We start from the raw sequence: 18,341 nt of genomic DNA on the forward strand, positions 1-18,341 counted from the left end.
TCTGCGCAGTCGCTTCGCTCCTGCTCCGCCCGTGGATGACGAAACAAGGGCCAGCGGCAACTGCATTTCGAATGCTAGGCGCGAAACAAGCAACTCGGCACGTCACCCGCAGCCTTTCTACCGCAACGAATTCTATTCCACCGTCACCGACTTCGCCAGATTGCGCGGCTGGTCGACATCGGTGCCCATGAACACGGCTGTGAAATAGGCGAGCATCTGGATCGGCAGCGCGTAGATGATTGGCGAGATGATTTCCGGCACGTCGGGCAGGATGATCGTCTCCATCGTCTTGATGCCCGCCTGGGCAGCGCCCTTGGCGTCGGTGATCAGGATGATCTTGCCGCCGCGCGCCGCCACCTCCTGCATGTTCGACACGGTCTTTTCGAAGATGCGGTCATGCGGGGCGATGACGATGACCGGCATATTCTCGTCGATCAGCGCGATCGGTCCGTGCTTCAGCTCGCCGCCGGCATAGCCTTCGGCATGGATATAGGAGATTTCCTTGAGCTTCAGCGCCCCTTCCATGGCTAAAGGGAAATTGGTGTCGCGGCCGAGATAGAGCACGTCCTTGTAACGGGAGAGCTCGCGCGCGATGCGTTCGATCTGCTCGTCGAGCTTCAGCACCTGGGTGGCGAAGCGCGGCGCCTCGGAAAGCTCGCGCACCAGACGCCTCTCCTCGTCGCGCGAGATCGTGCCGCGCGCCACGCCGGCGCGCACCGCCAGCGCAGCGAGAACGGACAACTGGCAGGTGAAGGCCTTGGTCGAGGCGACGCCGATTTCCGGCCCGGCCAGCGTCGGCAGGACGACATCGGATTCGCGCGCCATGGTCGATTCGCGCACATTGACGACGGCGCCGATCTTCATGCCGGCTTGGCGGCAATAGCGCAGCGAGGCCAGCGTGTCGGCGGTCTCGCCCGATTGCGAGATGAAGATGGCCGCGTCGTTCGCCGACAGCGGCATCTCGCGATAGCGGAATTCCGAGGCGACATCGATGTCGACCGGCAGTCGCGCGTAGCGCTCGAACCAGTATTTGCTGATCAGCCCGGCCAGATAGGCGGTGCCGCAGGCCGAGAGCGCCAGCCGGCCGATCTTGGCAAAATCGAAGGGCAGCTCCAGCGGCTTCGAGACGCCGGAGACGAAATCGACGTAGTGCGCCAGCGTGTGGGAGATCACCTCCGGCTGCTCATGGATTTCCTTTTCCATGAAGTGGCGGCGATTGCCCTTGTCGACCATGAAGCTGGTCGACAGCGACTGCTGGCGCTTGCGGTCGACCTGGTTGCCGTCGATATCGTAAATCGCGACGCTGTTGCGGCGCACCACAGCCCAGTCGCCGTCTTCCAGATAGGTGATGGAATTGGTGAAGGGTGCCAGCGCGATGGCGTCGGATCCCAGGAACATTTCGCCGTCGCCATGGCCGACAGCCAATGGCGGACCGTTGCGGGCGCCGACGATCAGGTCCTCGTCGCCCTTGAACATGATCGCCAGCGCGAAGGCGCCCGAGAGCCGCTTCAATGCCTGGTGCGCGGCCTCGACCGGCTTCAGCCCCTTGGCCAATTCGCGCGCCACCAGATGCGCGACAACCTCGGTGTCGGTCTGCGAGGAGAATTTGTAGCCGTCACGGACAAGCTCGTCGCGCAGCTCGGCGAAATTCTCGATGATGCCGTTGTGGACGATGGCGACGCCGTCGGAAAAATGCGGATGCGCATTGGTCTCGTTGGGCACGCCATGCGTCGCCCAGCGCGTGTGGCCGATGCCGATCGTGCCGTCCAGCGGCTCTTCCTTCAGCCGCCGCTCGAGGTTGATCAGCTTGCCTTCGGCGCGGCGGCGCCCGAGCTGGCCATTCTCGATGGTGGCGACGCCGGCGGAGTCATAGCCGCGATATTCCAGCCGCTTCAGCGCGTCGACGATGAGCGGCGCCACCTGTTGCTGGCCGACAATTCCGACGATACCGCACATGCGCTGCCCCCGATTCCCCGCGGAAACCCAGCGCTATCTAGGGATTGCCGGTCTGCCGCGAAAGTCACTTTGCGTTTCGTTCCGTGTCAGCGGAACGGTTTTTGGTCATGCAACATGACAGGCCGCTCTTGCAATCCCGTTACTCGAATTGCTCGGCTTTTCAGGCCCCTTGGATTCCGATCGTTCATCTTTGCGGCCGCAAATCCATTGTTGGCGCTCGGCCGCACTCCATCTACGACACTTGGCAGACGGCATCCAAGCGAGCGGCGGCTATGTCTGACAAACTGACGAAGGGGATCCAAGATGGAGCAATATTACCCGGTGGCGATCGTCACGCTTTTGTGCGGTCTGACTATATTCGGCATGGCGCTGGCGGTAGCCCGAACGCATTCCAAGACCGGGATCCTTGCGCCGACCATGACAGGAGACCCTCGGCTCGAACGGGCCATCCGCGCGCATTTGAACACGATCGAGTGGCTGCCGATCTTCCTGCCGGCTATGTGGCTGTTCGCCATCTATTGGAGCCCGGGCTGGGCCGCCGGTCTCGGCCTTTTGTGGCTGATCGGCCGCATCGCCTACTTCGTCGGATATCTGTCCGCGCCGCTGAGGCGATATCCCGGATTCCTCATCCAGTCGTTGGCGGCCTTTGCGTTGCTGCTCGGCGCTCTTGGGAGGATCGTCTATCTATGGTTTGCGCAGCCCTGACCCAAACTACTCAGCCGCCTTCTTCCTCGCCGCCGCTGCCGAAGCAAAACGTTCCCGCAATTCCTTGCCCTTGCCGGGCAGCGTCTTCTGGCGGGCGCGGCCAAAGGCCAGCGCATCGTCCGGCACGCTCTCGGTGATCACGCTGCCCGAGGCGATGTAGCCGCCCTTGCCGATCGTGACAGGCGCGACCAGCGAGGAGTTCGAGCCTACGAAAGCGCCTTCGCCGATGTCGGTGAAGAATTTCGAGTAGCCATCATAGTTGCAGGTGATGGTGCCGGCACCGATGTTTGCCGCCGCGCCGACGCGCGCGTCGCCGATATAGGTCAGGTGGTTGACCTTGGCGCCTTCCTCGATCGTCGCCTGCTTGACCTCGCAGAAATTGCCGACCTTGGCTTTTTGCCTGAGATCGGCGCCCGGCCGCAGCCGCGCGAACGGCCCGACATCGCAATTGGACGCGATCGTCGCGCCCTCGATATGGCTGAAAGCGTGGATCTTGGCGCCTGACGCAATCTTGACGCCAGGTCCGAACCAGACATTCGGCTCGACGATCGTATCGGCGCCGATTTCGGTGTCGTGCGAGAAATAGACCGTTTCCGGCGCGATCAGCGTCACGCCCGCAAGCATCGCCTCGCGCCGCCGGCGCGCCTGCCAGATGGCTTCCGCCTCGGCGAGCTCGGCCCGGTTGTTGATGCCGAGCGCGCTCTCCAAACCGGCTTCCGTGGCGACCACTTCGAGGCCCTTCTCGCCGGCGATCTCGACGATGTCGGTCAGATAGAACTCGCCCTTGGCATTCCGGTTGCCGACCTGATCGAGCAGTTCGAGCGCGTACTTGCCGGCCACCGCCATCATCCCGGCATTGCAGAAGCCGATCGTCTTCTCCTCTTCGGAGCAGTCCTTCTCCTCGCGGATGGCGACGAGCCGGCCACCCTTCTCGATCAGCCGGCCGTAGCCGGTCGGATCGGGCGGCCGGAAACCGATGACCGCGACGGCAGCGCCCTCCGCCAGCTTCTGCCGCGCGGTCGCCAGCGCTTCCGCATCGATCAGCGGTGTGTCGCCGAACATGACGAGAATATCGTCGTAACCCTTTGATATCGCTTCGCGCGCGGCAAGCACGGCATGCGCGGTGCCAAGCCGCTTCTCCTGCACGAAGGTTTCCGCTTTCGGCGCGAATTTCTGTGCCGCCTTGCGCATCTCCTCGGCGCCATGGCCGATCACCAGCGCCAGACCCGTCGCCCCGGCGGCCTCGGCGGCCTTCACCACGTGCGCCACCATCGGCAGCCCGGCAATGGCGTGCAGCACCTTCGGCAGCGCGCTCTTCATGCGAGTGCCTTCGCCGGCGGCGAGGATGACGGACAGGCAGGATCTCTGGCTCATGAAAGGGCAACCGTATGAACAGCGTTTGAATCAAAGCATGCTAGCAGCGGCGTCATGCTGCACCAATGCGGTTAAATTCCGGTGAGATGGCGAAGCCGCTGACTCTTAATCAGCGGGTCCACGGTTCGATCCTGACAAGACTACCCCAGCTGTCCCAGCGCGGGGAAATTCTCCAGCAACCAGTACGACGCGCTTTGCATCCCGCCGGTCAGGAAAAACACGCCGGCGACGACCAGCAGCGCGCCGATCGCTTTTTCGACGCGACCGAGATGGACACGGAATTTTCCCAGGAAGCGCATGAAGGCGCCTGAAAACAGCGCAGCGATCAGGAAGGGAATGCCGAGGCCGAGCGAATAGGCGGCGAGCAGCAGCGCACCCTCGCCCACCGTCTCGCGCCCACCGGCCAGCGTCAGGATCGGCCCGAGCACCGGACCGATGCACGGCGTCCAGCCGAAGGCGAAGGCCAGCCCCATGACATAGGCGGCGATCATGCTGGCTGGCTTGCCCCGCGACCGGAAGCGCGCCTCGCGCGACAAAAGCGGAATGCGCAGGATACCGAGGAAGTTCAGCCCCATGATGATGATCAGCGCACCGGCGACTATCGCCAGTTGTTCCTGCCAGACCCGCAGGAGGTGGCCGATGGTCGATGCGCCGGCGCCAAGCGCGACGAAGACGGTGGAGAAGCCGAGCACGAAGGCTAAAGAGGCATAGAGCAGCGCGCCACGCGCGCCTTCGCGCGCTGTCAGGCCCTGATTGCCGCGGAAATCGTCGACGGACACGCCGGCCATGTAGCAGAGATAGGGCGGCACCAGCGGCAGCACGCAAGGCGACAGGAACGAGATCGCCCCTGCTCCGACCGCGCTGACATAGCCGACGTCCAATGCCATTTCATGAGGCCCTGATTGTGCTGGCGCCGATATAGCGATGCGTGAGCCTCCATGCCAATCACCATTGTGTGGCACGAGGTAGCCCAGCCGAGGAAGAAACGGCCTCCCTTACGCGTTGATTGGACGGCGCGCGATTGCCGCGTGCTCGTTCTCAGGGAGAGATTGTCATGAAATCGATTGCACTCGGGCTCGCGGCCCTGTTACTCGGCACCGTTGCATCCCACGCCGCCGAGGCGTGGAAGGAGGCCGAAGTCGGCGGCAAGAAAATCTATACTGATGCCATGGGCATGACGCTTTACACCTATGACAAGGACGAGAAGGGCAAGTCCAACTGCTACGACAAATGCGCCGCCAACTGGCCGCCGCTGAAGGCCGAGGCCGGCGCCAAGGCCGATGACGAATGGACGATCGTCGAGCGCACCGACGGCACCAGGATGTGGGCCTATGACGGCAAGCCGGTCTATACCTTCGTCAAGGACAAGAAGGCTGGCGACATGACCGGCGAGGGCGTCGCCGGCGCCTGGCACGTCGTGGCGGCCGACTGAATTTTCCCAGACTGGCTGCCGGATATCTGTCTGCCGGCAGCCGGCCCGTTTGCATCGCCGGCGGCGTCCGCCTCGATATTGGTTCTGTCGCTCGGTCGACTCGCGTCGGTAATCCGATCGTCTTCCGGTGGTTCAAGACACGAACCGCCACGTCCCGAAAAATGTGATCTTCGCCATACACTCTAAGAGTGTATCGATCGCGCCGACTCCGCAAATTGGCTCCTTCCCCTTGACCGATCGCAAAAGCACGGCCATGTGAGCGACGAAAAGAGTGGGATTTCGTCGTGCGCCGCGGAGTTCTTCCGCCGCCTCACAGCAGATAAGAGACCTCATGGACGTCGTCGTCGTCGAATCGCCGGCCAAGGCGAAGACAATCAACAAATATCTGGGCAAGAACTATAAGGTTCTGGCCTCGTTCGGCCATGTCCGCGACCTGCCGGCCAAGGACGGCTCGGTGCGCCCGGACGAGGACTTTGCCATGTCCTGGTCGGTCGACACCGCCTCGGGCAAGCGGCTTGCCGACATCGCCAAGGCGGTCAAGGACGCCGATGGGCTAATCCTCGCGACCGACCCGGATCGCGAGGGCGAGGCGATCTCCTGGCATGTGCTGGAAGTGCTGAAGCAGAAGCGCGCGCTGAAGGACAAATCCGTCAGCCGTGTCGTCTTCAACGCCATCACCAAGGCTTCGGTGCTGGAGGCGATGGCCAATCCGCGCCAGATCGATGCGCCGCTGGTCGATGCCTATCTCGCTCGCCGCGCGCTCGATTATCTCGTCGGCTTCACGCTCTCGCCTGTGCTGTGGCGCAAGCTGCCGGGCGCCCGCTCCGCCGGCCGCGTGCAGTCGGTGGCGCTGCGCCTCGTCAGCGACCGCGAATCCGAGATCGAGCGCTTCATCCGCGAGGAATACTGGCAGATCGCCGCCATCCTCGGCACGCCGCGCAACGACAGCTTCGAGGCGCGGCTGACCGCCTATGACGGCAAGAAGCTGCAGAAGCTCGACATCGCCAATAAGGCGCAGGCCGACGACATCAAGGCAATGCTGGAAGGCGCGACCTTCAAGGCGCTGTCGGTCGAAGCCAAGCCCACCAAGCGCAATCCTGGTCCGCCCTTCACAACCTCGACGCTGCAGCAGGCCGCCTCCTCCGGGCTCGGCTTCACAGCCAACCGCACCATGCAGGTGGCGCAGAGGCTCTATGAGGGCATGGATGTCGGCGGCGAGACGGCCGGCCTCATCACCTATATGCGAACCGACGGCGTGCAGATGGCGCCGGAGGCGATCGAGGCCGCGCGCGATGCCATCGTGAGCGAATTCGGCGCAAAATACCTGCCTGAAAAGCAGCGTTTTTACACGACCAAGGCCAAGAACGCCCAAGAGGCCCACGAAGCTATCCGCCCGACCGATTTCAAGCGCACGCCGGCATCGGTGCGGCAATATCTCGATGCCGACCAGGCGCGTCTCTACGAGCTGATCTGGAAGCGCGCCATCGCCAGCCAGATGCAGCCGGCAGAGATCGAGCGCACCACGGTCGAGATCGAGGCGGTCAATGGCGGCCGCACCGCCGAGCTTCGCGCGGTCGGTTCGGTCGTGCGCTTCGACGGCTTCATCGCCGCCTATACCGACCAGAAGGAGGAGGATGCGGAGGACGAGGAAAGCCGCCGTCTGCCCGAGATCCGCGCCGGCGAGCAGCTTGCCCGCCAAGCGATCAACGCCACCCAGCACACGACCGAGCCGCCGCCGCGCTACTCCGAGGCGTCGCTGATCAAGAAGCTGGAAGAGCTCGGCATCGGCCGGCCGTCGACCTATACGGCGATCCTGAAGACGCTCGAGGACCGCGACTACGTCACGATCGACCGCCGCAAGCTGGTGCCGCAGGCCAAGGGCCGGCTGCTCTCGGCCTTCCTCGAAAGTTTCTTCGAGCGCTATGTCGAATATGACTTCACCGCTTCGCTCGAGGAGAAGCTCGACGAGATCTCCGATGGCAAGCTCGCATGGAAGGACGTGCTGCGCGATTTCTGGAAGGATTTTTCCGGGGCGGTCGACGACATCAAGGAACTGCGCGTCACGGACGTTCTCGACGCCCTCAACGACGAGCTGGCGCCGCTGGTGTTTCCGGCGCGCGAGGACGGCTCGAACCCGCGCATCTGCCCGAAATGCGGCTCGGGCAACCTGTCCCTGAAGCTCGGCAAGTTCGGCGCCTTCGTCGGCTGCTCGAACTATCCGGAATGCTCCTACACCCGCCAGCTCGGCGATGCCGCCAATCCCAATGGCGAGAACGGCAATGGCGAGGACGGCGTCAGGCTGCTCGGCAAGGATCCGTACACGGCCGAGGAGATCACGCTGCGCAGCGGCCGCTTCGGCCCCTATATCCAGCGCGGCGAAGGCAAGGACGCCAAGCGATCGAGCCTGCCCAAGGGCTGGACCGCGGAATCGATCGACCATGAAAAGGCGCTGGCCCTGCTGGCGTTGCCCCGCGACGTCGGCAAGCACCCGGAGACCGGCAAGATGATCTCGGCCGGTCTTGGGCGCTACGGACCCTTCGTGCTGCACGACGGCACCTATGCCAATCTCGAAAGCATCGAGGACGTGTTCTCGATCGGGCTGAACCGAGCAGTCTCGGTGATCGCCGAGAAGCAGCAGAAGGGCAAGGCCGGCCGCAACGGCGCGACGCCCGCAGCGTTAAAGGAAATTGGTGAGCACCCCGACGGCGGCGGCAAGATCGTCGTGCGCGACGGCAAATACGGCCCCTATGTCAATTACGGCAAGGTCAATGCGACGCTGCCGAAGGGCAAGGACCCGCAATCGGTGACGATGGAAGAGGCAATCGCCCTGATTGCCGAGAAGGAAGCCAAGGGCGGAGGCGGCAAGAAGCCCTTCCGCAGGGCGGCTAAGAAAGGCTAGCAGGACGTGGCGCGCAGGATCTCCGGAAGAAGCCACGGCGATCCGCGCGGCGCCGACACCAGGGCCAAGGTGGTCAAGGACGACTACCGGCCCTCGCGCGACGAAATCCTGCGCTACATCGCCGAGAATCCCGACCGTTCCGGAAAGCGCGAGATCGCCAAGGCTTTCGCTCTGCGCGGCCAAGACCGCATCTGGCTGAAGGATCTGTTGCGCGACCTGCAGGACGAAGGCCTGCTGACCAAGAAACGTAAGCACCTCACCCGCGCCGGCGCCGTGCCTCATGTCGCCGTGCTCGACATTGTCGGCCGCGATGCCGACGGCGTGCTCTTGGCCAATCCGAGCGAATATACCGGCCCTGGCTCGCCGCCCGTCATCGCCATCCGCATCTCGCGCGGCGCCAGCCCTGTTCCCGGCATCGGCGACCGCGTGCTCGCCAAGACCTTCCCGACCGATGATCCGTCCGCCCCTGCTTACACCGGCCGGGTGATGAAGATCTTCGAGAAGCGCAGCGAGGCGGTGCTCGGCATATTCCGCGTATTGAAGGACGGCACCTTCCGCATCGAGCCGGTGGAACGCCGCCAGCCTGAGCTGATCGTCGACAAGGAATTCCAGAACGGCGCCAAGAACGGCGATCTGGTCGAGGTCGAGCCGGCGCGGGCTTCGCGCTACGGCCTGCCGCGCGCCAAGGTGCTGGCGGTTCTGGGTTCGCTGACCAGCGAGAAGGCGGTCTCGATGATCGCCATCCACGCCCACGACATCCCGCATGTCTTTCCGGCCGATGTGATCGCCGAAGCCGATGCGATGAAGCCGGCGGCGCTTGCCGGCCGGGAGGACTGGCGCGATCTGCCGCTGATCACCATCGATCCGGCCGATGCCAAGGACCATGACGACGCCGTTTTCGCCACGCCCGACGCCGACGAGAAGAACCCCGGCGGCGTCACCGTCACCGTGGCGATCGCCGATGTCGCGGCCTACATCCGCTACGGCACGCCGCTCGACCGCGAGGCGCTGAAGCGCGGCAACTCGGTTTATTTCCCGGACCGCGTCGTGCCGATGCTGCCCGAGCGCATCTCCAACGATCTTTGTTCGCTGCGCGAAGGCGAGGACCGGCCGGCCATCGCCGTGCGCATGACTTTCTCCGCGGAAGGCCGCAAGCTCAGGCATTCCTTCCACCGCGTCATGATGAAGTCGGCAGCCAAGCTCGCCTATCCGCAGGCGCAGGCAGCGATTGACGGCGTGCCCGACGACAAGACGGGGCCGATCCTCGACACCGTTCTCAAGCCGCTATGGGACGCCTATGCGGTGCTCAAGCGCGGACGCGACAGCCGCCAGCCGCTCGAACTGGAGCTGCCGGAACGCAAGATCCTGCTCAAGCCGGACGGCACCGTCGACCGTGTCGTCGTGCCGGAGCGCCTCGACGCCCACAAGCTGATCGAGGAGTTCATGATCCAGGCCAATGTCGCGGCAGCCGAGACGCTTGAGGGCAGGAAAGAGCCTCTCGTCTACCGCATCCACGACGCGCCTTCGCTCGCCAAGCAGGAATCGCTGCGCGAATTTCTGCACACGCTCAGCCTGTCGCTGGCGCGCGGCGCGCAGATGCGGCCGAGCCAATTCAACGGCATCCTGGAACGGGTGCGCGGCGCCGACAACGAGGCGCTGGTCAACGAAGTGGTGCTGCGCACGCAGAGCCAGGCCGAGTACTCGCCGAAGAACATCGGCCATTTCGGCCTCAACCTGAAACGCTACGCGCATTTCACCTCGCCGATCCGGCGCTATGCCGATCTGATCGTGCATCGCGGCCTGATCGCAGCGCTCGGCCTCGGTCCCGGCGGCCTGACGCAGGCGGAAGCCGACCGGCTGGAGGAAGTCGCAGCGCTTATCTCCGCCACCGAACGCCGCGCCATGGCCGCCGAACGCGACACGGTCGACCGGCTGATCGCCGGCTATCTCGCCGAGCGCATCAACGACACCTTCGACGCGCGCATCTCCGGCGTCACCAAGGCGGGACTATTTGTCCAATTGCCGCAATACGGCGCGGATGGTTTTATCCCGGTGTCAAGTTTGGACGGCGATTACTATATCTACGACGAAACCGCCCGGACGCTGTTCGGGGAACGCACCGGCAAAGGTTATCAGCTTGCCGACCGCGTCGAGGTTCGACTGCTCGAGGTCGCGCCGATGGCCGGCGCGATGCGGTTCGAGATGCTGAGTGACCCGAAGCCGCTGCCTGGCTCGCGACGGTCGTTCCACAAGGCCAAAGGCCGCTCCCGCGCGTCGCAATCGCGCGTCGGGCCGCGAGGCAGGAGAAGATGATGGAAGAACAGCTTTTCGGCGGCGAGCATCATTCGGGCCGCGTCGCGCGTCCGCTGTGGACGGCCGTCAAGCGCGGCATGCTTGGCCGCTGCCCGCATTGCGGCGAAGGCAAGCTGTTCGGTGCCTTCACCAAGCCCGTCGACAAATGCGGCATCTGCGGCGAGGAGCTTCATCACCATCGCGCCGACGACCTTCCCGCCTATCTGGTGATCGTCATCGTCGGCCACATTGTGGTTGGCGCCTTTATGACCGTGGAGGCCGCCACCACACTTTCGATCTGGCAGCACGCGCTGATTTGGGTGCCGCTGACCATTACTCTGGCCGTCGCGCTGTTGCAGCCGGTCAAAGGCGCCGTCATCGGCCTGCAATGGGCGCTCTATATGCACGGCTTCGGCGGCGAGAAGGACGAGTTTGAACCGCATCCCTAAGCCTGGAGCGGTTCTGCCTTTGATAGAAACAACGACCATCTCCAAGCATTTGTTTTTATACGATTCCGGAGGGAAAACCGCCGCGCGCGTTTTTCCTCGAATTCCTCCAGCAGCGGCGTTTCGTCCGGGGCTGGAGCAAAGTTCCGGACACGCAAGCCACTTTCGCATTCGAGAAGTTTCCGCTAGGTCGAGCGCATGGAAGGAATGACCAAGGCGGACGTCGACAAGCTCGATAAAGGCTTGGCCGTGCACGGCGGCCGGCCGCTTCGCCCGCGCGATGCCGCGACCTTGATCCTGCTTGACCGGAGCGGCAGCGACGTTCTGGTGCTGATGGGCAGGCGCCATGCAGGGCACGCCTTCATGCCCGGAAAATTCGTCTTCCCCGGCGGCCGCACCGATCCTGCCGACAGCCGCATTCCGGTGGCTGCGCCGCTGCACGCCAAGGACGAGGCAAGGCTTGCTGGCGGCCCCGGCCGCGCGAGCGTCGCGCGGGCGCGCGCCATCGCCTTGTCGGCAATCCGTGAGACCTACGAGGAAGCCGGCCTGCTGATCGGCCGCAAAGGTCCGTTCGCGACCGCCAAGCGCGACTGGCAGGGTTTCGTCGAGCACGGCGTGGCACCGTCGCTGGATGCCTTGCGTTTCATCGCCCGCGCCATCACCCCGCCCAACCGCGTGCGCCGTTTCGACACACGCTTCTTCAGCGCATGGCGCGATGATGTTGCCGTGGAATTGCCGGATGGCGGCCCGACCAACGAGTTGCAAGAGCTCGTCTGGCTGCCGCTCGCCGAAGCGCGCAAGGCCGACATTCCCGACATCACCCGCATGATCCTGGAAGAGCTGGAAAAGCGGCTCGCCCACGATCCCTTGCTGCGTCCGGGCGGTGCCGTGCCGTTCTTCCGGCTCATCCGAAACCGCTTCGTCCGCGAAGTCCTTTAGAAGCAGAGCATCCATATCCCATGACGGTCGATACCCGGCAAAAGGGCGACGAACGCGTACACTGGCTGCCGATGATCGCGGCGATCTCCTCGATCAGCGTCGTTGGCATCGCCATCGGCCTCGGCATGCCGCTGCTCAGCGTCATCCTCGAAACGCGCGGCCACTCGGCCTCGATGATCGGCCTCAACACCGCGGTCGCCGGCCTCGCCTCGATCGCCGGCGCGCCGCTGGCCACGCCGCTCGCCATGCGGCTCGGCGTCGCCTGGACCATGCTTTTGATGATCGCCGCCGGCGCGCTCGCCTTCGTCGGCTTCCACTTCGCGCCGTATTTCTGGATGTGGTTCCCACTGCGCGTCGCGCTGCACATCTCGCTGACGGTGCTCTTCATCCTGTCGGAATTCTGGATCAGCACCTCGGCGCCGCCGCATCGCCGCGGCCTTGTGCTCGGGATCTACGCCACGGTGCTTTCGCTGGGGTTCGCCGCCGGGCCGTGGCTGTTCGCCCATCTCGGCTCGGGCGGCTTCCTGCCGTTCGGCGTCACCATTGCGCTGGTGACGCTCGCGGCCATTCCGGTGCTAGCCGCCCGCAACGAGAGCCCGGCGATCGTCGCCGACGGCGAAACCAGCCATTTCCTGCGCTATATCTGGATGGTGCCGACCGCAACCTTCGCGGTGCTGGTGTTCGGCGCCGTCGAGACCGGCGGCTTCTCGCTGTTCCCGGTCTACGGCAACCGCATCGGCTATTCGGAGGCCGACGCCGCGCTGCTGCTGACGATGATCGGCCTTGGCAATGTGCTCTTGCAGATACCGATCGGCATGATCAGCGACCGCGTTTCCGACCGCCGCTACCTGCTTCTGGCCTGCGCCACGGTCGGTCTCATCGGAACCGTGTTCATGCCGTTCTTCGCCCAGAACTGGCACCTGATGGCGGCCCTTTTGTTCGTCTGGGGCGGCGTGGTCGCGGCCATGTACACGATCGGCCTTGCGCATCTGGGTTCCCAGCTCTCCGGTCACGAGCTGGCCTCCGCCAATGCCGCCTTCGTGCTCTGCTACGGCGTCGGCATGGTGATGGGCCCACAGGCGATCGGCATCGGCATGGACGCCTTCGGCCCCTCCGGCTTCGGCTGGTCGCTCGCGCTGTTCTTTGCCGCCTACATGCTCCTGATCTGCGTCAGGCTGGTGCGGAAGATTCTCTAACACGCAAATGTCGCCAAGGCCTGAGGTATCCTGACATCACCGTGTCAGCAGGTCCCCTGCTATATCCTCGCTCAAATGCAGGCATAGCGAGGAGAGATCGGATGATCGACAGCGGCTTTGAAACCAAATCCCTCCGGATGGAACTGCTTCTGCTCGTCACCTTCCAGGCGCCGTCGGCCGATGTAGAGCGCATCATGGAGGCGGTGGTGGCAATCACGCCGCTGCGCATGGGCAAGTATGACGGCAATGCCTACCAGTCGGCGCAAGGCATCGAGCGCTACCAGCCTCTGGAAGGTGCTGCCGCGGGCGCCGAGACCGAGTTGCGCAGGCGGCCGGGCACGGTCGAGGTGTCGTTCGAATTGCCGGACGACCAGGCGCTTGCCGCGCGCGTCGTCGAGGCCATATTCCAGGCTCACTCCTATCAGGAGCCGGTTATCCGCATCCAGCCACTGCTGACCAGCCGCTCCAAGGGCCTCGACGACCGCGCCAATCCGAACCGCTGGTGGAACACGACAGGCGATTGCAAGACGGCCGATCAGGATCGGCTCGACAAGGTGCCGCGGCGGGAATCGGTCGCGGCGGAGTGATGCCGAAGCCTGGTAGCGTTTGGGAAGTCGCCCATGAATGACGAGGCAAACCGTAGGCCGGCACGCGATCCCCAGGATCTGGCGCGTTTCTTGGTTTCTCGCCAGCAGGCCGGAGACGCGGAAGGCATGGCTGCTCTCTATGAGCCCGACGCCATCCTCGATATCGGTGGCGGACAGTTGGCCAGCGGCAGGGATGCCATTCGTGATTTCTACGCCAGGTTGGTGACAGTGGGGCCAGAGTTTGAGCTTGGAGATCAGCGTCCGGCTATCGTCAACGGAGATTTGGCGCTCACTTCCACGCGCCTTGCTGATGGCACGGTGACCGTGGAAATTGCCCACCGGCAAGGCGACGGGACATGGCTTTGGGTAATCGACCAGCCGTCCATTGTTCCATGAGCCACGGCTCAGCGCCGAAACCCGAGACGATCCCCGGAGCCTCGCGGGCTTGACTTTCCGGGCGCGTTCTTTATGTGTCGCGCCAAGTTTCCCGCGTCCGGGTGTTTTCCCCGTGCTCCAGCGGCCAAAACTCCACGAACATTAACGGACGAACATCATGGCCAAAGCCGCAAACATCAAGATCAAGCTTCTGTCGACCGCCGACACCGGTTTCTTCTACGTGACCAGCAAGAACAGCCGCACCAAGACGGACAAGCTGTCGTTCCGCAAGTACGACCCGATCGCCAAGAAGCACGTCGAGTTCAAGGAAACCAAGATCAAGTAATCTGGTTTATCCTGAAATGTCGAAGCGCCGCCCTCCGGGCGGCGTTTTTTGTTTTTGGCCACGTCCTGCTGGCTTTGGCACGCTGCGTACCTTGGAGATTAGCCGAAACGCCATTCGCCTAGTCGAAGCAAGGAGCGGAGCGACGCGGCGCAGACCCCGGAATCCTGCCGTGACTTGAGAGCGCCGCAGCGGTGCAGAATTCTGCTCCGCCGCGTTCTTGGGGTGAGGTCGCGGCATGGATCCCAGGGTCTCCGCGACGCCGCTTCGCGGCTGCTCCCGCCCTGGGACAAAGTCCGGGAGGCCTGGGCCAATCTCGAGCGCATGGTGCTGCGCTGAAACGAGCGGCGCAACTTGGCCGCCTGCGGACCCGCACGGTGTGTGCCGGAGCCCTGGGCATAATGCTTTCAGCCGCTTAGCGCGCCAAGTTGAACGTGTTTCTGCGGAAAAAGGGGGCCGGTCGGCGTTTGGCAGCGGTACGAGGAGGCCACTATGTGCCAGCGCCGGCCGGCCGACCCCACGGACCCAGGAGATGCGGCGGACCTGAGCATCATGGGGTATTTTTTTGATCGAGCCGGGCAGTCTACCCTCGTGCCGGCTTCGTCTTCGGTCTATGCGTCGCAGATTTGCGCAAGAACGTATGAAAATCAACCATTTCTTAACCACGGCTCCCGAATCGCTTGGGTTAAGGTAAATTCCTAACCCTATCGGGTTGACGCGGGATTAGGCCTTTCGGACTTAAGCGCGTCGCGGCGAAACGGATTCAGGCAACGCGCTTAAGTCTTCTGGTCTATGCATGTCGTTCCCGCAAAACCGCTGCGCACTTTTGGGCGACATGGATCAGGCCGCCTTGGCGACAACCCGGTTGCGGCCGCCGCTCTTGGCCTCATAGAGCGCAAGGTCGGCGCGCTTCATCAGTGCCGCGACCGTATCCGCTCCCTTCAGCAGCGATGACACGCCGACGCTGACGGTGACTTCAATCGTCTTGCCTTCGGTCCCGACCGCGAAGGGCATCTGCGCGATCTCGGCGCGGATACGCTCGGCCACCTTCTCAGCAATGACGCCGTCCGTGTCCGGCATGACCACGACGAACTCCTCGCCGCCGAACCGGCAGGCAAGGTCGATGCCGCGCACATTCTTGCGCAGCCGCCTGGCGAACTCGCGCAGCACGTCGTCGCCGCCGTCATGGCCATGGGCGTCGTTGATGGATTTGAAGCGGTCGAGATCGGTGATCATCACCGACAGCGGACGCCGCCGCGCCACGGCGCGGTCGAGCAGCGTTTCTAGGTGGCTGTCGAGGTAGCGCCGGTTGTGCAGCCCGGTCAGCCCGTCGGTCACCGCCATCTCGATGGTCTGGGTGACGCTGGCGCGCAGCTGGTCGTTGTAGCGCTTGCGACGCACCTGCGTGCGCAGGCGCGCCGTCAGCTCGTGCTGGTCGATCGGCCGCGTCAGATAGTCGTTTATGCCGAGTTCGAGGCCCCGGATGATACGGCCCTCCTCGCCCCCGTCGGCCAAGAGGATGATCGGCAGGAAGCGGGTGCGGTCGAGCGAGCGCAGCTGCGAGCAGAGCCTCAGCGCATCGAAATCGGCGAAGGCCGTCGAGATCAGCACGCATTCGTAGGGTGCCTCGGCCGCCTGGAAGAAGCCGGCATTCGGATCGGTGGCCACATCGAGCTCGACGCTGCCGCGCAGCATCTTCCGGATGCGCTCGATCGACGGCTTGCGCTCGTCGACCAGAAGCACTTTGGGCTTGGTGTCTTCCGTCGCGAAGTTGCGGCCGAGCAGCTCCTCGATGCCGATATTGCGCGTGGTCGAAGCGCGCAGGCGCAATTCGTCGGTCAGCGACTTCAGCCTGACCAGGCTCTTCACCCGCGTCATCAACTGCAGGTCGTTGACCGGCTTGGTGAGGAAATCGTCGGCGCCGGCCTCGAGGCCGCGCACGCGGTCCGACACCTGGTCGAGCGCGGTGATCATGACGACCGGAATATGCGAGGTCGCCGGGTCGCTCTTCAGCCGCTTGCAGACCTCGAACCCGTCCATGCCCGGCATCATCACGTCGAGCAGCACGACATCGACTTTGCCGTTTTCGCAGGTCTCGATCGCGTCCGGGCCATTGCCTGCCGTCAGCACCTCGAAATATTCGGCGAGCAACCGAACCTCGAGCAGCCGCACATTGGCGGGGATGTCATCGACGACGAGGATCCGCGCGGTCATCTCAAAGGCTCCGGCTCGGCATCAGGCATCGCCTAGATAGGATTTGATCGTCTCGATGAAGCGCGGCACCGAGATCGGCTTGGAGATGTAGGCCTCGCAACCGCCCTGGCGGATGCGCTCCTCATCGCCCTTCATCGCGAAGGCGGTCACGGCGATGACCGGGATCGAGTGCAGTTCGTCGTCTTCCTTCAGCCACTTGGTCACTTCCAGGCCCGAAACCTCGGGCAGCTGTATGTCCATCAGGATCAGGTCCGGCCGGTGCTGGCGCGCGAGGTCCAGCGCCTCAAGGCCGTTGCGCGTGCGTACCGTCTCGTAACCGCTGGCTTCGATGAGGTCCCGAAAGAGCTTCATGTTGAGCTCATTGTCCTCGACGATCATGACCTTCTTAGCCATCAATTTCCCGTCCCGACTGTCCCCGAAGACGAAGACCGCCGTCATGCGTCCTTGCCGGATCGCACCCAACCCGCATGTACCCTACGTCAATATGATTGACGAAACGCAAACCGGCTGTTGGAAAAGCACATCTATTCCACTTGCGGGTGCAGGGCTGAAGCGGCTGAGACTTGCCGCAAGCGACGCTTGCCATTACTGCGGAAGAAAGACTCAACATCCACACCGGCAAAAGGTAGCGATGGCAAACGCAGCGTCAATGCGCGAAGAAGCGGAAACCCTTGCCGTCAGGGCGCTGGGTTTCGTCGCCAGCGATCCGGAGCTCTTGCCGCGCTTCCTGGCGATCACCGGCATCGAGGCGCAGTCGATCCGCAAGGCGGCTGATGAGCCGGGCTTCCTTGCCGGCGTGCTGCAGTTCATCCTCGCCCACGAGCCGACGCTTCTGCGCTTTGCCGAGGAGACCGGCACGCCGCCCGCCGCCGTCGGTAAGGCCTTGCGGGCGCTGCCGCTCGGCAACGACGACCACGAGCGCTCGACATGAGCGACGATCCCGAGACAGCGCGCCAGATCGAGGAGCTTGCCGCCGACGACCGGCCGCTGCTGGTGCTCGACGTCGACGACGTCGTGCTTGAATTCGTCCGGCCCTTTCCGCATTTCCTGAAATCGCGAGGCTTCCAGCTGACGCTCGCCTCCTTCCGCCTCACCGGCAACATCGCCGAGACGGCATCTGGCCGGCTTATCGAGCAGGCCGAGGTGACAGCGCTGCTTGGCGATTTCTTCGACGCGCAAGCCGATTGGCAGAGCATCACCGACGGCGCCGCGCAAGCGCTGGCGACGCTCGGGCAGCGCGCCGAGATCGTGCTCCTGACCGCCATGCCGCATAAGCACCGCGCCGTGCGCCGGGCTCATCTCGACGCGCTCGGCCTGAACTACCCGCTGCTGACCACGGAAATGGCGAAAGGACCGGCCATCGCCAAGCTGCGCGGCGCCAAAGGCAGGCCCGTCGCCTTTGTCGACGACCAGCCCTCCAATCTGATGTCGGCGCGCAATTCGGTCGCCGATGCGCAACTCTTCCACCTGATGGCCGACAACACGCTGCGCGCCTTCCTGCCGCCGACGCCGGGCGATATCATCGCCGTGAACGATTGGAGCGAAGCCGCCCCGAAGATCGCCGGCGCGCTCGGTCTCTAAAG

Annotated in this window: 17 protein-coding genes; 12 read left to right on the plus strand and 5 right to left on the minus strand. The window is 64.1% G+C overall.

Going from position 1 to position 18,341, the window contains the following annotated elements; translation table 11 throughout:
* Positions 1-132 precede the first annotated feature (132 nt).
* The gene (gene glmS, locus EH240_RS22675; RefSeq protein ID WP_125002764.1) at positions 133-1,956 is read right to left on the minus strand and encodes a glutamine--fructose-6-phosphate transaminase (isomerizing); all 1,824 of its coding nucleotides are present in this window, start codon (positions 1,954-1,956) and stop codon (positions 133-135) included.
* Between the two features lie 303 nt (positions 1,957-2,259).
* On the opposite strand from glmS, the gene EH240_RS22680 reads away from it, so the two are divergent.
* Positions 2,260-2,661: an MAPEG family protein gene (locus EH240_RS22680; RefSeq protein WP_125002766.1), complete on the plus strand. Its 402-nt coding sequence runs from the start codon at positions 2,260-2,262 to the stop codon at positions 2,659-2,661.
* A gap of 6 nt (positions 2,662-2,667) precedes the next feature.
* On the opposite strand, the gene glmU is transcribed toward EH240_RS22680, so the two are convergent.
* Positions 2,668-4,035: a bifunctional UDP-N-acetylglucosamine diphosphorylase/glucosamine-1-phosphate N-acetyltransferase GlmU gene (glmU, locus tag EH240_RS22685; RefSeq protein ID WP_125002768.1), complete on the minus strand. Its 1,368-nt coding sequence runs from the start codon at positions 4,033-4,035 to the stop codon at positions 2,668-2,670.
* 140 nt (positions 4,036-4,175) lie between these two features.
* On the minus strand, positions 4,176-4,922 hold the full coding sequence (locus EH240_RS22690; protein WP_125002770.1) for a cytochrome c biogenesis CcdA family protein: 747 nt from the start codon (positions 4,920-4,922) through the stop codon (positions 4,176-4,178).
* Between the two features lie 167 nt (positions 4,923-5,089).
* On the opposite strand from EH240_RS22690, the gene EH240_RS22695 reads away from it, so the two are divergent.
* The 9 genes from EH240_RS22695 (at position 5,090) to rpmG (ending at position 14,547) form a co-directional block, all read left to right on the plus strand.
* Positions 5,090-5,467, plus strand: coding sequence for a COG4315 family predicted lipoprotein (locus tag EH240_RS22695; RefSeq protein WP_125002772.1), 378 nt, complete (start codon positions 5,090-5,092; stop codon positions 5,465-5,467).
* 331 nt (positions 5,468-5,798) lie between these two features.
* Positions 5,799-8,366, plus strand: coding sequence for a type I DNA topoisomerase (gene topA / locus EH240_RS22700; protein WP_125002774.1), 2,568 nt, complete (start codon positions 5,799-5,801; stop codon positions 8,364-8,366).
* A gap of 6 nt (positions 8,367-8,372) precedes the next feature.
* Positions 8,373-10,679 (plus strand): ribonuclease R, encoded by a 2,307-nt coding sequence (gene rnr, locus EH240_RS22705; protein WP_125002776.1) that lies wholly within the window; start codon positions 8,373-8,375, stop codon positions 10,677-10,679.
* A complete protein-coding gene (locus tag EH240_RS22710; protein ID WP_125002778.1) occupies positions 10,679-11,107 on the plus strand; it encodes a DUF983 domain-containing protein in 429 nt (142 codons plus the stop codon). The genes rnr and EH240_RS22710 overlap by 1 nt, the downstream gene beginning before the upstream one ends.
* A gap of 195 nt (positions 11,108-11,302) precedes the next feature.
* Positions 11,303-12,043, plus strand: a complete 741-nt coding sequence (locus EH240_RS22715; RefSeq protein ID WP_125002780.1) for an NUDIX hydrolase — start codon at positions 11,303-11,305, stop codon at positions 12,041-12,043.
* A 20-nt stretch (positions 12,044-12,063) separates the two neighbouring features.
* Positions 12,064-13,239 (plus strand): MFS transporter, encoded by a 1,176-nt coding sequence (locus EH240_RS22720; RefSeq protein ID WP_125002782.1) that lies wholly within the window; start codon positions 12,064-12,066, stop codon positions 13,237-13,239.
* A 101-nt stretch (positions 13,240-13,340) separates the two neighbouring features.
* Positions 13,341-13,826, plus strand: a complete 486-nt coding sequence (locus EH240_RS22725) for a YqfO family protein (protein WP_125002784.1) — start codon at positions 13,341-13,343, stop codon at positions 13,824-13,826.
* A gap of 33 nt (positions 13,827-13,859) precedes the next feature.
* The gene (locus EH240_RS22730) at positions 13,860-14,222 is read left to right on the plus strand and encodes a YybH family protein (protein WP_125002786.1); all 363 of its coding nucleotides are present in this window, start codon (positions 13,860-13,862) and stop codon (positions 14,220-14,222) included.
* Positions 14,223-14,379: 157 nt separating this feature from the next.
* Positions 14,380-14,547 carry a 50S ribosomal protein L33 gene (gene rpmG, locus EH240_RS22735; protein ID WP_040995604.1) on the plus strand — a complete coding sequence of 56 codons (168 nt, stop codon included), beginning with the start codon at positions 14,380-14,382 and terminating at the stop codon, positions 14,545-14,547.
* An 837-nt stretch (positions 14,548-15,384) separates the two neighbouring features.
* Here rpmG and EH240_RS22745 read toward each other — a convergent pair.
* On the minus strand, positions 15,385-16,758 hold the full coding sequence (locus EH240_RS22745; RefSeq protein WP_125002788.1) for a PleD family two-component system response regulator: 1,374 nt from the start codon (positions 16,756-16,758) through the stop codon (positions 15,385-15,387).
* 21 nt (positions 16,759-16,779) lie between these two features.
* A complete protein-coding gene (locus tag EH240_RS22750) occupies positions 16,780-17,151 on the minus strand; it encodes a response regulator (RefSeq protein ID WP_027166515.1) in 372 nt (123 codons plus the stop codon).
* 238 nt (positions 17,152-17,389) lie between these two features.
* On the opposite strand from EH240_RS22750, the gene EH240_RS22755 reads away from it, so the two are divergent.
* Both EH240_RS22755 and EH240_RS22760 read left to right on the plus strand, forming a co-directional pair.
* Positions 17,390-17,689: a DUF3572 domain-containing protein gene (locus EH240_RS22755; RefSeq protein ID WP_125002790.1), complete on the plus strand. Its 300-nt coding sequence runs from the start codon at positions 17,390-17,392 to the stop codon at positions 17,687-17,689.
* Positions 17,686-18,339 (plus strand): hypothetical protein, encoded by a 654-nt coding sequence (locus EH240_RS22760; protein ID WP_125002792.1) that lies wholly within the window; start codon positions 17,686-17,688, stop codon positions 18,337-18,339. Before EH240_RS22755 ends, EH240_RS22760 begins: the two co-directional genes overlap by 4 nt.
* Positions 18,340-18,341 lie beyond the last annotated feature (2 nt).

This window comes from Mesorhizobium tamadayense, from assembly GCF_003863365.1.
Taxonomy (GTDB): domain Bacteria; phylum Pseudomonadota; class Alphaproteobacteria; order Rhizobiales; family Rhizobiaceae; genus Mesorhizobium; species Mesorhizobium tamadayense.